The organism is Pseudohongiella nitratireducens, assembly GCF_001642735.1.
GTDB lineage: Bacteria > Pseudomonadota > Gammaproteobacteria > Pseudomonadales > Pseudohongiellaceae > Pseudohongiella > Pseudohongiella nitratireducens.
The window spans coordinates 1-14,159 of the sequence record NZ_LWHM01000033.1; the positions used below are offsets into that span (position 1 = coordinate 1).

General features: G+C 54.4%; 9 protein-coding genes and 2 pseudogenes. 8 read left to right on the forward strand and 3 right to left on the reverse strand.

Annotation, left to right across the window (positions count from 1 at the left end):
• The coding region (locus tag PSCS_RS12500; RefSeq protein WP_157885690.1) for a MerR family DNA-binding transcriptional regulator at positions 1-78 on the reverse strand (78 nt) is incomplete at its 3' end.
• Positions 79-173: 95 nt separating this feature from the next.
• Here PSCS_RS12500 and PSCS_RS12505 point away from each other — a divergent pair.
• The 7 genes and pseudogenes from PSCS_RS12505 to PSCS_RS12540 all read left to right on the forward strand — a co-directional run bounded on the left by PSCS_RS12505 (position 174) and on the right by PSCS_RS12540 (position 8,606).
• Entirely contained in the window at positions 174-1,070 is an 897-nt protein-coding gene (locus tag PSCS_RS12505) for a cation transporter (RefSeq protein WP_068810633.1), read from the forward strand.
• Between the two features lie 3 nt (positions 1,071-1,073).
• A pseudogene (lspA, locus tag PSCS_RS12510) lies at positions 1,074-1,590 on the forward strand (signal peptidase II).
• A 21-nt stretch (positions 1,591-1,611) separates the two neighbouring features.
• Positions 1,612-2,340, forward strand: a pseudogene (locus PSCS_RS12515) (transposase); the annotation flags it as partial.
• Positions 2,341-2,762: 422 nt separating this feature from the next.
• On the forward strand, positions 2,763-3,122 hold the full coding sequence (locus PSCS_RS12525; RefSeq protein WP_068812456.1) for a hypothetical protein: 360 nt from the start codon (positions 2,763-2,765) through the stop codon (positions 3,120-3,122).
• A gap of 71 nt (positions 3,123-3,193) precedes the next feature.
• Entirely contained in the window at positions 3,194-4,510 is a 1,317-nt protein-coding gene (locus PSCS_RS12530; protein ID WP_068812457.1) for a TolC family protein, read from the forward strand.
• Between the two features lie 12 nt (positions 4,511-4,522).
• On the forward strand, positions 4,523-5,458 hold the full coding sequence (locus tag PSCS_RS12535) for an efflux RND transporter periplasmic adaptor subunit (protein WP_068812458.1): 936 nt from the start codon (positions 4,523-4,525) through the stop codon (positions 5,456-5,458).
• Between the two features lie 13 nt (positions 5,459-5,471).
• On the forward strand, positions 5,472-8,606 hold the full coding sequence (locus PSCS_RS12540; RefSeq protein WP_068812459.1) for an efflux RND transporter permease subunit: 3,135 nt from the start codon (positions 5,472-5,474) through the stop codon (positions 8,604-8,606).
• A gap of 1,459 nt (positions 8,607-10,065) precedes the next feature.
• On the opposite strand, the gene PSCS_RS12550 is transcribed toward PSCS_RS12540, so the two are convergent.
• Together PSCS_RS12550 and PSCS_RS12555 are read right to left on the reverse strand one after the other, a co-directional pair.
• Positions 10,066-11,469, reverse strand: a complete 1,404-nt coding sequence (locus PSCS_RS12550; RefSeq protein ID WP_082866602.1) for a Cu(+)/Ag(+) sensor histidine kinase — start codon at positions 11,467-11,469, stop codon at positions 10,066-10,068.
• Complete coding sequence (locus tag PSCS_RS12555) at positions 11,456-12,148, reverse strand: heavy metal response regulator transcription factor (RefSeq protein WP_068812461.1); 693 nt, start codon at positions 12,146-12,148, stop codon at positions 11,456-11,458. Before PSCS_RS12555 ends, PSCS_RS12550 begins: the two co-directional genes overlap by 14 nt.
• 199 nt (positions 12,149-12,347) lie before the next feature.
• On the opposite strand from PSCS_RS12555, the gene PSCS_RS12560 reads away from it, so the two are divergent.
• A complete protein-coding gene (locus tag PSCS_RS12560) occupies positions 12,348-14,138 on the forward strand; it encodes a copper resistance system multicopper oxidase (protein WP_068812462.1) in 1,791 nt (596 codons plus the stop codon).
• Positions 14,139-14,159: the final 21 nt, after the last annotated feature.

Here is a 14,159-nt window from a genome sequence, read left to right on the forward strand (position 1 = left end):
CAACAAGCCCTGCTGTTCATAGAAGCGGATCGTCTGTGTTTCGACCCCTACCAACTGCGCCAACTGACCAATGCGCATCAGCCTCCTCCCCAACGGATTCTTTACTCTATTGACCTTATAGTAGCTTTATAGTTTTAAATGGTACCACAACATTGTTCAAGTGGAGTCGTATCATGAGCAAATCCTGTGGTGGCGCCTGTGGCGGTGATGCAACGTCCGCAGCGGATACCGATATACAGGCCTCCTCCGAGGCGCCAGGGAGATGGGTCAGTGTTTATGCCGTGCCGAAGATGGACTGTCCATCAGAAGAACGAATGATTCGCCTAGCCCTGAACGGCTTTGAGGAGATTCGGGCGCTGTCCTTCGACTTGTCGAACCGCCGGCTGAAGGTCGTGCATGACGGCGAGGTCGAGCCCGTCACCTCGAAACTGAAGACCTTGGGGCTAGGCGCCTCGCTTCAGGAAACCGTCGCTGCAAATCCGGAGACCATCAAGGCCGCCGAGTTTTCGGCAGCTTCTGCTAAGCAAGAATCCGGGACCCTGCGCTGGTTGCTCGGCATCAATGCACTTCTGTTCGTGGTGGAAATGACTGCCGGTCTGATCGCCCAGTCCACCGGCCTGATTGGAGAATCCCTGGACAATTTTGCCGATGCGGCGGTGTACGGGCTTGCCCTTTATGCGGTTGGACATAGCGTGAAAATGCAGGTACGTGCCGCGCATCTTGCTGGTGTACTGCAACTGATCTTGGCTGTGGGCGTGCTCGTAGAGGTGGTGAGACGCTTTGTATTCGGTAGTGAGCCTGAATCGCTGGTGATGATGGCTATCGCATTCGTCGCATTGATTGCCAATACCAGTTGTCTGCTGCTCATATCCAAACATCGGGAAGGCGGGGCGCACATGAAGGCAAGCTGGATATTCTCGGCCAACGACGTGGTGATCAACCTGGGGGTCATCACCGCCGGCGCCCTGGTCGCGTGGACCGGCTCCAATTATCCGGATCTGATTATCGGCACCATCGCGGGAGTCATTGTACTTAACGGCGCCAGACGCATTCTGGCGTTGAAAGATTAAATAATGCTCATTATTGGCAGAAAGCTCTCGCCGTATGCCTTATTGTCCATATCGGGCCTGCGGGCAGCGTCTGATCAGGCTGAAAAGTGGCTGATGCAGCAATCAAGGGCCTATGGCGAGTATATTTATATTTCGGTGACCCCGCTCTTTAACTTGGTGCACCTATGTAACACCGGTGGCGCATTCAGTCTTTTTGCGAATGGTGGAGGCTGGCAACGCAACTTTTTATCGGAATCGCGGTGATGGTCTCGATTTTTCTGATCAAGGTGATCCTTGAAAATCATCATAAAGGAGAAGCTATCGCTTACAGTCCTATCCTCGGTGGCGCCATGGGCAACCTGATTGACCGAGTCTTTCGTGATTATGTTGTGGATTCCTTTGATTTCTATTTGCGAGAACGGCATTGGCCGGTCTTCAACCTGGCTGATATTGCAATTGTCCTCGGTGTCTTACTTTTAGTTCCGGCAGCTTGTTGGGTAAAAAAACAAACACCAATGCCGAGCCGGATGGATCTGACTGACACCTATGCTTATATAAGACCATGACCGAACTTCCCGACAACATCCTGCACCTGCCGCAATACCAAGTACAGGGCTGCAAATCAGCCGGCGACGAAATGCACTTCCAGGTGGACGTGCCCGATCCCATCGCCTGCGAGGAATGCGGCGTGCAGGGTGAGTTCGTACGGTTCGGCAAGCGTGACGTTCCCTATCGTGATCTGCCCATCCACGGCAAGCGGGTCACTCTCTGGGTGGTCCGCCGCCGATACACCTGCCGGGCCTGCAAGACAACATTCAGGCCCCAGCTACCGGAGATGGTGGACGGATTCCGTATGACACTGCGGCTGCATGAGTACGTGGAGAAGGAATCCTTCAACCACCCCTACACCTTTGTGGCGGCACAGACCGGCCTGGACGAGAAGACGGTGCGCGACATCTTCAACGCCCGCGCCGAGTTCCTGGGGCGCTGGCACCGCTTCGAGACGCCCCGCATTCTGGGCATCGACGAGCTGTACCTGAACAAGCGCTACCGCTGCATCCTGACCAACATCGAGGAGCGAACCCTGCTCGACCTGCTGGCCACCCGCCGTTAGGACGTGGTGACCAACTACCTGATGAAGCTGAAAGACCGGCAGAAGGTCGAGATCGTCAGCATCGACATGTGGAACCCCTGCTGGGCAGCGGTCAAGGCTGTGCTGGCCCAGGCCCGTATCGTGGTCGATAGGTCCCATGTGGTGCGCATGGCCAACAATGCCTTAGAGAGGATGCGCACACGCCGCCGCCCATTGCCTTGGTTGGCTTGAGTGAAGCTCAGGCGCCCGGCCAAGATCTGAAGTTCGAATTGAAAAGTCAACTCACACCCAACTAGTTTTCGGCGTGCCAGACTGCAGAGACAGTCTATGGCTTCAAGATGCTGGTGGAAGACGAATCAAATCTGATCTTAGGTGCGCGTCCGGATGGGCCATTTGCGGACGAGATCATCGGTATCTTTGGCCTGGCTATCGGCAGAAACTGACCGCGGAACAACCAGGAAAACGACGCCTGCGTATCCCACGGCAGCCTCAGATATTGGATCTATGCTATGATTGCGCGGCATCTGGTCCTGCTACCCCTATTCATGGGAATACATATCAGGTACTATGAATGTCTGTCGACAGACTCTAGGTCTTAATGGGGTGAAAAACGGGCGTTAATGTTGAAACACTGGTTGTCAATCTCTTTAATAGCACTGGTTGCCCCCCTTCAGTCAGTTATTGCTATGGCGGATGATCATCAGGTTCATCAGTCGGGCGCGTCGCGTTTTGAAGTTGGCCTTGATCAGCAAAATGATTCTGACTATGAGAACTCCGGTTTAGAAAAGTTTGATCGATTATCCCCGTCAGATCCGCATGATTGTGATCATTACTGTCACTGTCATGGTGTTGCCTGCGCTGCAGTGGTCAGCAATTATGTACACAATATTCTGGCCGCGCCAATGCTGGCCGTGGTTGGTTACGAATTGTTCTTCCCTCCAGATCCCCCTTTCTCTCCTTTTAGACCTCCCATAGCCTGATCCTGCTGCCTTCAATGGCGGGCTGAGTGCGCTCGGCTCGTGTTGCATAAATCTTTACGCAGGATTTTACAATGAATTTCTTTTATAAGGCGTCGCCTATCGAGTTGGCGGCATGGCTGGCTATCCGGTCGCGGCCACTCCTCATTAGCATTGCTTTAATATTTAGCCCCGGAGCGCTTACCGCCACGGCTGATGGCACACTCACGCTTGAATCAGCCGTAAAGCTTACTCTAGCCCAGAATCCTCAGTTGCAGGCCTTCGACTTCCGCGATGAGGCGCTTCAGGGGCAGCTTGAAACCGCCTCTCTCAACCCGCCGCTCGAAGTTGGTGCCGATATCGAGAACATCGGTGGCATTGGCGATTTCAAAGGCATTGATGGTGCCGAACTGACGGTTTCACTTTCCTCCGTGATTGAGCTTGGCGATAAGCGTGAGGCGAGAGTTGCCTCCATCGGAGCCAGACGGGGCCAGTTGGACGCAGAACGTCAGGTTGAGGCGCTGGATCTGTTGGGCGAGGTGACGCGTCGATACATCGACACCCTGGCGGCACAGGAACGACTTGCATTGGCGCAGGATGCAGAAAGCCTCGCTCGTCAAACACTGCAGATTGTGCAGGATCGCGCAGCGGCCGGAGCCACGCCCGATGCGGAGGTCCTACGGGCTCGAGCCGCGCTGTCACAGGCCGAACTCCTTGTGTCTGCCGAGCAGAATCAACGTCTCTATGCTCAGGTTGCGTTGGCAGCCATGTGGGGTGAAACAAATCCCAACTTTGCGTTCGTGACGGGAGATCTTTATCAGATCGAGCAAACGGTGGGCTTTGAGGACCTCTTTGCGCGAGTCCAGCAGAACCCGTTCATTCAGGTATTTGCCAGTGAACAGCGCCTTCGCGAGGCGGAGCTACGTCTCGTCAGCACGCAGTCAGTGGCTGATCTGCGCTGGTCTGTGGGTGCCAGGCGACTTCAGGAGACTGGCGACGTAGGCCTGGTTGCAGGCTTCAGCATTCCGCTGTTTAGTGCAGAGCGCAACCAGGGCGCCACGCGTTCGGCGATGGCAGCGCGCGATGAGGTAGAGGTACGACGCGAAGCTGAATTGGTCAGGATGCATACTCAGCTCTTCAATGCCTTCCAGAACCGGCAGCAGGCACTCATCACCATTGATACACTACAAAACCGCACGATCCCCTTGCTGACAGAGGCGCTGTCTGGGATACGAGCCGCCTATGAGAGCGGGCGATATAGCTACCTGGAGTGGGTGACTGCCAGGCAGGAACTCATTAGCGCGCGCGAGACCCTCATCGATGCAGCGGCCGCCGCTTTGCGCTATGGCGCGGACGTCGAGCAACTAACGGGTGAGCCTTTACTTTCTCCTCTTACTGAGCAGACCAACTAACAGGATTAAATTATGAAACTGCATTGCCGATGGAAGCAGCTACTCGCTGCGCTTTTAACGTTTATGTCACTCGCTTTGCTCTCATCTGAATTGCTGGCTGCTGAAGCAGAAGAGGAGCATGAAGAAGAGGAGCAAGGGCATGCCGAGAGCGTGATTATTGATTACGCCATGGCTCAACAGGCTGGCATTACGACGGCAGCCGCCGGTGCAGGGGTCATACGGAACGCCGTCTCAGTGTATGGAAAGACTGTCGTCGACCCTCGGGGTATCAGCCACATCCGCGCCCGCTTTCCTGGGCTAGTCGTCAGCATGGAGCCCGGCATCGGTGACTTGGTCGCGGCTGGCGATGCCATCGCGGGAATCGAGTCCAGCGAGAGTCTGAATGATTACGTTATACGGGCGCCGATAGATGGAATCGTGATTTCCCGCAATGCGAATCCGGGGGAGACAACGAGCGACGAACCGTTGCTGACCCTCGCCAATTATGATCACCTATGGGCAGAACTGGCAGTCTTTCCGCTCGATGCGACACGTATCAAAGTGGGACAGGAAGTCATTCTGCGAACGAACGCGCAAGCGATTCGCAGCAGCATAGCTCACATTTTACCGGGCACTAGCGAATCGCCGGCGGTCGTCGCCCGGGTGCCGTTGGATAACCGTGACGGGCTATGGAGTCCAGGCCTGCTAGTGCAGGCGGACGTAGTTATCGGTCAAGCAGACGTCGCGATTGCCGTCGACAATCGCGCCATTCAGACGTTCGAGAATGTGCCGGTGGTCTTCGTTAAGGAGGGTGACATCTATGAACCCCGACCGGTGCAACTTGGGCGGCAGGACGATGCGCTGACGGAAATTCTGGGTGGCCTCGAGCCCGGCGATCAGTATGTCGTAGAGAACAGCTATCTCATCAAGGCCGACCTGGAAAAATCCAGCGTCGAAGACAACGACTGATCAGGAGACAAAAATGATTTCTTCAATATTGCGCCTCTCAATTGAGCGGCGGTGGCTTATGTTGTCTCTTGTCCTAGTTCTGAGCGGAGCGGGAATCTGGAGCTTCCAGCAACTTCCGATTGATGCCGTTCCCGACATTACCAATGTCCAAGTTCAGATCAATACCAATGCTCCGGGCTACTCGCCGCTGGAGTCGGAGCAACGGATCACCTATCCCGTGGAAACCGCCCTGGCGGGCTTGCCTAGCCTGGAGTACACGCGCTCTATATCGCGTTATGGCCTTTCCCAAGTCACGGTTGTCTTCGAGGAAGGCACAGACCTGTACTTCGCCCGCAATTTGGTCAATGCACGGCTGGGCACGATCAAGAGCACCTTGCCACCAGGGCTTGAGCCAGAAATGGGGCCTATCGCCACAGGACTGGGTGAGATCTTTATGTACACAGTATCAGCATTGCCCGGCGCAGTTCAGGCCAACGGCGAACCCTACGACCCGACAGCGCTGCGCGAAATTCAGGACTGGATCATCAAGCCCCAGTTGGCGCTCGTTAAAGGAGTTACGGAGGTCAACAGCATTGGGGGCTACAACAAACAGTACCACGTGACCCCATGGCCAGAAAAACTGCTGGCCTTTGGTCTGGGCATGGAAGATGTTGCTGCGGCGCTTCGCACGAACAATGACAATCGTGGAGCCGGATACGTTGAGCGCAATGGTCAGCAGTTTTTGATTCGCTCGCCAGGGCAGCTGAAAACAATTTCGGATATCGAGCAGGTGGTCATTGCCAACCGCGCAGGAGCGCCGGTTCAGATCCGTGACATTGCCGAAGTTTCAATTGGCCGCCAGCTACGCACGGGAGCAGCAACCCTGAACGGTCAGGAAACCGTGCTGGGGACGGCAATGATGCTGATGGGGGAAAACCCCCGGACTGTTGCACGCGCCGTTGCAGAACGCCTGGAAATTGTTCAGCAGTCTCTGCCCGATGGAATAGTCGCCGAGGCGGTTTACAACCGGACCACCTTGGTGGATAAGGCTATTGCCACCGTCGAGAAAAATCTGCTTGAAGGTGCGCTGCTGGTTATTGTGGTGCTGTTCCTGTTGCTTGGCAATATGCGGGCCGCACTGATCACGGCGGCTGTGATACCCTTGGCCATGCTGGCCACGCTGACCGGGATGGTGCGTACCGGCGTTTCCGCAAATCTCATGAGCCTTGGCGCGCTGGACTTTGGTCTGATTGTGGATGGTGCCGTGATTATTGTAGAGAATTGCATCAGGCGCCTTTCATTGGCTCAGCCAGCCTCAGGAGCAAGACTGCCGTTGCGCGAACGACTGGACATCGTTTTTTCAGCCACGAACGAAGTCATCCGCCCCAGCCTGTTCGGTGTATTCATTATTACCATCGTATACATTCCGCTGTTCACGCTGACAGGAGTGGAGGGAAAGATGTTTCAGCCGATGGCAGCGACGGTCGTGATGGCATTGCTGTCCGCGCTGGTTCTTTCTGTCACGGTCGTGCCTGCTGCGATCGCGGTCCTCATGGGAGGTAGAATTCGCGAGAAGGAGAGCCCGGTTGTCACGGGGGCAAAGGTACTCTACAAGCCCCTGCTCGTCGGAGCCTTGAAGTTGCGTTGGCTGGTTGTCGTCTGTGCAACGATTCTGGTTGCCATGTCAGCGTGGCTTGCCACGACGCTCGGTTCAGAGTTCGTACCTCAGCTGAACGAGGGGGATTTCGCCGTGCAGGCATTGCGCACAACCGGCACCGGACTCGATCAATCCGTTGCCATGCAGGAAATGCTTGAGACCCGAATAGCGGAATTTCCCCAAGTCGATAAGGTTTTCGCCCGAATCGGTACGCCAGAAGTCGCAACCGACCCGATGCCTCCGAGCATCGCGGATACCTTCGTGATACTAAAGCCCACGGAGGAGTGGCCTGACCCGGATCAAACCAAAGAGGAACTACTCGTTGAAATCCAGGAAGCACTCGAACAACTGCCGGGCAATAATTACGAGTTCACCCAGCCCATAGAGATGCGCTTTAACGAATTGATTTCCGGCGTACGTGCGGACCTCGCTATCAAAGTCTTCGGCGATGATTTGGACCTGCTCTTGACGTCCGCGCAAAGCGTTCTGGAAGTCGTAACGACAATCGAAGGCGCGGCAGACGCCCGGGTCGAGCAGGTAACAGGACTGCCCATGCTGTCGATCCACCCCAAACGCATGGCAATCGCCCGCTATGACCTGAATGTAGCCGATGTGCAGGATTACGTCTCGATGGCGATGGGAGGTGAGTCGGCTGGCGTGATCTTCGAAGGGGACCGCCGGTTCGAGCTGGTAGTGCGCCTGCCTGAGGCATTGCGCAATGACATCAACAGCATGGGCGAGCTGCCGGTGCCACTGCCAGGCGGTGGCTATGTTCCCTTGGCTGAGCTTGCCATACTGGAGATCGCACCGGCACCCAACCAGATCAGCCGCGAGAGCGGCAAGCGCCGCGTAGTCGTCAGTGCGAATGTACGGGACCGCGATTTAGGCTCATTCGTGGCGGAAGTCGAACAGCAGGTACTGGAACAGGTCGACCTGCCGGCGGGATACTGGTTGGAGTATGGAGGATCCTTCGAGCAGTTGGAGTCCGCGAGCCAGAGATTGTTAATAATCGTCCCGCTGACACTGCTCATGGTCCTGGGTCTGCTGTTGATGGCATTGGGATCTTTCAGGGATGCATTGATCATCTTCACCGGTGTTCCCCTGGCCTTGACTGGCGGTGTGCTGGCGTTGTGGCTGCGGGACATGCCGCTGTCTATTTCAGCAGGGGTTGGATTCATTGCCCTGTCCGGCATTGCGGTGCTGAACGGTCTGGTGATGCTGACGTTCATCCGCGATCTGGTTGAGAAAAAGGGCGACTTGATCGCATCCATCATCGAAGGAGCGTTGATACGTCTACGCCCGGTACTGATGACGGCACTCGTTGCCAGCCTCGGCTTTGTGCCGATGGCACTGAACACTGGCATCGGCGCTGAAGTACAGCGGCCATTGGCAACGGTTGTCATTGGAGGGATAATTTCCTCTACATTGTTGACCTTGCTGGTGTTGCCGGCGTTATATTGGATTGTTCATGGACGTAAAAACGCACTAGCCGCTAACCGAACTTTCAAGTGAGTCAAATGGACCGGATCTGGACAGTCAGTCATAAACCTGGCGCTGTTACCCGCATTAGGCAATTTCAGCGGAGGGTTAGTGGGCGGATTTTCCGCCCCATCGAAAGCCGTCCGCAACAGAATAGTACAGGTCGGTGGTGCTGGGACAAGCGCTTGCTGACTTCCCGGAGGGTTATTCCATCGTCGCCAAGATGAATAACAAACGCCTGGCTAGGCCCAAGAGGATGCTGTTAGCCGCTGCTATTAGGGGCCGGTCGTTGGAGCGCCGCTGATTTCGTATTATCTGATCAGGAGTCAGAGTGGCCTTCTCCAAATGGCCACTTTGCCTTTTACTGCCGGGCTGCTGACCGCTACCGGGGTACATGATATGATCACAGACGTGCATGAGAGTGACGACTGGCACTGTTCCGTTCTGAGTTTCACGGGCGGGTTTGTGCTGTTAGTATTCGTATCAGCGGGACTCGGTCAGTAAGCGATCGCCCTCACTGAAGCAGCGCGCCCACTTGTCCGCTTTCGGATTAGTACAACGTTCTCAGAAAAGAGGTCGCGGTCAACCGGAGCAAACCTCGGGAAGTCGGCTGATTAATGCTTCTTATCTGTCGAGGAATAGAGCAGATGCTAGAAATTCCGGGGGTCCGAGATTCGACAGCACGTTGGCGTTGGTCAGGGACCCCTAGAGATTTGTCTCCAAGCATTGCAGGTACCTTGAGGCCGATTTATTAGAAACGCGGCTTGGGTTTCGTCAGGTGGTCTGGGTGACAGGCCCGGAGGCAGCAAGACTGTTCTATGATTCGAGCCGCTTCGTGCGCCACGGTGCGATGCCTATGGCGATTCATATGACATTGCTCGGACAAAGTTGTGTGCAGGGCCTCGATGACGACGCGCACCGGCACCGCAAACAACCATTCATGACGCCGATGACACATGAATGCATCGAGCATCTGCTGCAGACCGCGCCGAGGAGTCTCTTAGTGCGCGAGGCCAAATAGGCCATCGCCGCCATCAGCGGAATGGCTAGGATGTTGCTGTCGAGTCTAACGCCAAACCCGACATCGGCTGAGCCTCGCCAAGCACTGCTAGCGTTGATGCCTCCAATCTCAGGGCCTGCGGCGGCCAGGCCAACCAGAGCCCCACCAGTGGCGCCGGAGATACCCCATTGTCGGCGCAGCTTCTTGAGTGGGCGCGCAAACTGCTCCGCTCCCCAGTGATCCGTCCAGAGCGAAGTCAACAAAACCGCTGTCTAAGGCAGAAAATTCCGCCGATTGCCGTCAGCGCTCATCCCTGCTTCTGCTCCATCGGCAGCTGCGGTTTACAGCCGCGGTCGACGCGTAAGAGTGTTGTTCGATCTCTTCCGGTATCAACTCCTATTCGAGCTTGAATCCTAACAGGAAAGTGGACTGGACAACAGCGGTCCAGATAGGAGGCGACTAATCCGAATCAACCTAACTACAGGGATAATTTTAGGATTTTACTGGTAAAAAGAGTGTGAAAGACGTCTTATCCCGGACAGACGTAGCCTCCACATGCCCACCATGTGCTTCAACGATGGATCTGACAATAGCCAGCCCCAGACCTGCGCCTTCACCCTGTCTTTCACGAGAGGGTTCAACTCGATAAAAGCGGTCAAACAAATGGGACAAGTATTCGGTGGGAATCAGGGGGCCAGGATTCTGTACACTAAGCGACACTTCGTGGTGAGGAGCGTTGTCGAGCAAAACTTTCACCTCTTTCCCCGGTGGAGTGTACCGGATGGCATTGGACAACAAGTTGGAAATAGCTCGTCTCAGCATGGCGCGGTCACCCATAGTCATAGGTGCGCAACCCTCCAGCGTCAGGCGGATATTTCTCTCTTCTGCCAGTGCTTCGAAAAAATCAAAAAGTTCATTAACTTCATTGGTCAGGTTGAGGGGTACTTGCTCGGGTTTGAGCAGGCCATGATCACTTTTCGCAAGCCAAAGCATATCATTGACCATTTTGGCTAGCCGCTCCTGCTCTTCTAGATTGGAGTATAGTAGCTCGCGATATTTCTCGAGTGTTCTGGCCTTGCCTAGTCCAACCTGGGTCTGAGTAATAAGATTGGTAAGGGGGGTTCTTAGCTCGTGAGCAATGTCAGCGGAAAAATGTGATAGACGAGTAAAACTGTCCTCCAAACGACCGATCATATGGTTAAAAGATGTTACCAGATCTTTCAGCTCCGACGGTATTGCGGTTGGATCGAGTCGCACGTGTAGTTTGTCTGCTTGAATGTCGCCCATTTTTGCAGACAGACCACGTAGTGGGGCATGGGCCTGATGTACACCATAGCCTGCAGCCAATAAAGTTATAACGCCAGCCAGACTCATGATGATCAATAAGCTTTGCCGAAAGTCTCGCAGAAACTGTAGGTGAAAGCTCATGTCAATGGCGCTAATGATGGTGTAGTTCTGTCCAGAGACTTCTAGCTGGCTGAGCACCCCTCTGTACGTCTTGGTGCCTTCGCGCCAGGTTTGTAAATTGCCAGGTTGTATCACATCGGTTGGTGTCAGGATACGTCCCGCTTGCGCCAAACCCGACCCTGCTCCGACAGTTTGGTACAGGATCTCTTCGTTGTTATTTCTTACTTGAAAATACACACCATGATGACCGGAGATGGCATTGAATAGGGCCGCGCGCAGGCGATCGGGCTGATTTCCTGCATTTTCCAGTGCATTCGTCACGGCGCTGGACATTACTACAAGTTCACTAGCATCTTGCTCGGAGAAATGATGCTCCACAGCATTCAGCACCAGAGTGCCAATCAGCATAAAACTCAGACCAATGGTCAGGCCAACGAACAGCATGACTCGCGCAGCAAGGGGGAGTGGGTATCGACTAATGGGTTTCATCGTTGGATTCCAGGTCCATTTTGTATCCCATCCCACGAACGGTATGAATCAATTTAGGCTGAAAATTGTCGTCGATCTTGGCGCGCAGGCGGCGAATCGCTACATCGATAACATTAGTGTCTGAATCAAAGTTCATGTCCCACACTTGGGAGGCTATGAGTGAGCGCGGTAGCACTTCACCTGGGCGACGCGCCAGGAGTTCCAATAGCGAAAATTCCTTCTGGGTCAGGAGTATTCTCTTGCCTGCGCGTGATACGCGATGTTTGAGCAGATCAAGTGTCAGGTCTGCTACCTGAATCTGCTCTGCTGGTGAAGCCATGGATCGTCGGCGGAGTAAAGTTCGTATCCTGGCCAGTAACTCGGCAAATGCAAAGGGTTTGACAAGGTAGTCGTCGGCGCCCAATTCCAGGCCTTTGACGCGATCATCGACAGAGTCCCGAGCAGTAAGGAACAACACAGGGGTCTGATGCCCGGCATCTCGGTAAGATTGCATGATGCGCCACCCGTCTACATCCGGGAGCATTACATCGAGGATAATCAGGTCAAAAGACTCTGTCATGGCCAAGTGGTATCCGTCCAGGCCGTTGCGAACTAGCTCAACGACAAAGCCAGCCTCAGACAGGCCCTGGCGAATGTAGTTGCCAGTCTTTGTTTCGTCTTCCACTACGAGCAATCGCATAGCGTGCCTCTCCTGATTGGTGCCTTGCCACTATAGATTACTGCATCCGACAGTCAGATTACACGACGATTACAACAATGTAATGTAGACGTCATCCTCTGGACAGGTCGATTTCGCTACCCTTGTCAACTCTCAACTGGATTGTATCGGCACTATAAACGTATTGACGATAAAGGCATCGGCGAAAGGAGCTGCTCCTATGAAAAAGTCTGAACAACCATTGCCATCCCCAATCAATGTAAACCGGCGAAGGTTCGTACAGGGCTTGGCTGCTGGTGGCGTGCTGGCGGCCTTTCCCGCAGTGTTGCAGGCTGCCAGCCGGGCAGGCGCGACGTTGACTCACACGGGTACGGCGCCCGTGCTCAGCGGCAATCAAATTGAGCTTGTGATAGCTGAGTCGCCGGTGAACTTTACCGGTGAAGTCCGTATGGCAACGACTATCAACGGCTCTATACCGGCGCCGACATTGCGTCTGCGCGAAGGTGAGGAAGTCACCATTCGTGTGACCAATCACCTTGCAGTAGCGACTTCCATTCATTGGCACGGCATCATCTTACCATACCAGATGGATGGAGTGCCGGGCATAAGTTTTGACGGCATAGCGCCTGGAGAAACCTTTGAGTACCGGTTCACGCTTCAGCAAAGCGGTACATATTGGTATCACTCTCATAGCGGTTTTCAGGAAATTACGGGAATGTACGGTGCTTTGATTGTAGAGCCTCGTGACGGCGAAACTATACGAGCAGACCGAGACTATGTGGTGCAGTTGTCCGATTGGACTGACGAAGACCCAATGCGGGTGTTTAGCAAACTGAAAGTCCAAAGCGATGTCTACAACTTCAATCAGCCTACTGTGCCTGGTTTTATGCGCGACGTATCGACGCTAGGCTTGGCGGGTGCTCTCAACAAGCGTCGCATGTGGAATCAGATGCGCATGAATCCTACTGATCTGGGCGATCTATCTGCCTCAACCTTAACCTACCTGATGAATGGTCAAACACCAGCAGGCAACTGGACGGGCCTGTTCTCACCCGGCGAACGAGTTCGATTGCGATTTATCAATGCTGCTGGCAATAGCTTTTATGATATTCGAATTCCTGGCTTGAAAATGACCGTAGTCCAGGCCGACGGTCAAAATGTCGAACCAGTTTCTGTTGATGAGTTTCGGTTTGGGCCCGGGGAAACCTATGATGTGGTGGTAGAGCCCGAAAATGACGCCTATACGATCTTTTCGCAAAGCATGGAGCGTACCGGCTACGCCAGAGGCACACTCGCAGTTCGGCATGGACTTACGGCACCGACACCGGCGCTTGATGCCGTAGAATGGCTGGCAATGCGCGATATGATGGGTTCGATGGATCACGCCGGCATGAATCACAATGACATGGGTATGGACATGGACCACGGTGAAATGGCGATGGACCACAGTCAGCATGTCATGCATTCCAATCCTTTAGCCATACCCTCGTCCAGCGTCAACCACGCGCGTTCCGAATACGGGCCATCTGTAGATATGCTTGTCCATACGCCCCGTACCAATTTAGACGACCCGGGCGTTGGTCTTCGACAAAATGGTCGACGTGTGTTAACCCTTGCCGATTTGAAGACTATCGGCGGACCAGTTGATCAGAGACTGCCGACTCGGGAGATCGAGTTGCATTTGACGGGCAACATGGAACGGTATAGTTGGTCTTTTGATGGACTAGAGTTCGGCCAGAGTACCCCGATATCAATGAAACATGGAGAGAGGATTCGGGTGATTCTGCAAAACGACACCATGATGACCCATCCCATGCACCTGCATGGGATGTGGAGCGACCTGGAGAACGACCAGGGTGACTTCCTTGTGCGGCGTCATACGATTCCGGTGCAGCCGGCACAACGAATAAGCTTTCTCACCACCCCTCATGACCTTGGGCGTTGGGCCTGGCACTGCCATTTATTGTTTCACATGGACGCAGGCATGTTCCGGGAGGTGGTTGTATCGTGATGTATAAAATTAACATTTGCA

Excerpts from the sequence above, each read along its gene's own strand:
- PSCS_RS12505 (WP_068810633.1), top strand. The coding sequence starts at position 174 with ATGAGCAAATCCTGTGGTGGCGCCTGTGGCGGTGATGCAACGTCCGCA.
- PSCS_RS12525 (WP_068812456.1), top strand. The coding sequence starts at position 2,763 with ATGTTGAAACACTGGTTGTCAATCTCTTTAATAGCACTGGTTGCCCCC.
- PSCS_RS12530 (WP_068812457.1), top strand. The coding sequence starts at position 3,194 with ATGAATTTCTTTTATAAGGCGTCGCCTATCGAGTTGGCGGCATGGCTG.
- PSCS_RS12535 (WP_068812458.1), top strand. The coding sequence starts at position 4,523 with ATGAAACTGCATTGCCGATGGAAGCAGCTACTCGCTGCGCTTTTAACG.
- PSCS_RS12560 (WP_068812462.1), top strand. The coding sequence starts at position 12,348 with ATGAAAAAGTCTGAACAACCATTGCCATCCCCAATCAATGTAAACCGG.
- PSCS_RS12540 (WP_068812459.1), top strand. The coding sequence starts at position 5,472 with ATGATTTCTTCAATATTGCGCCTCTCAATTGAGCGGCGGTGGCTTATG.
- PSCS_RS12550 (WP_082866602.1), bottom strand. The coding sequence starts at position 11,469 with ATGAAACCCATTAGTCGATACCCACTCCCCCTTGCTGCGCGAGTCATG.
- PSCS_RS12555 (WP_068812461.1), bottom strand. The coding sequence starts at position 12,148 with ATGCGATTGCTCGTAGTGGAAGACGAAACAAAGACTGGCAACTACATT.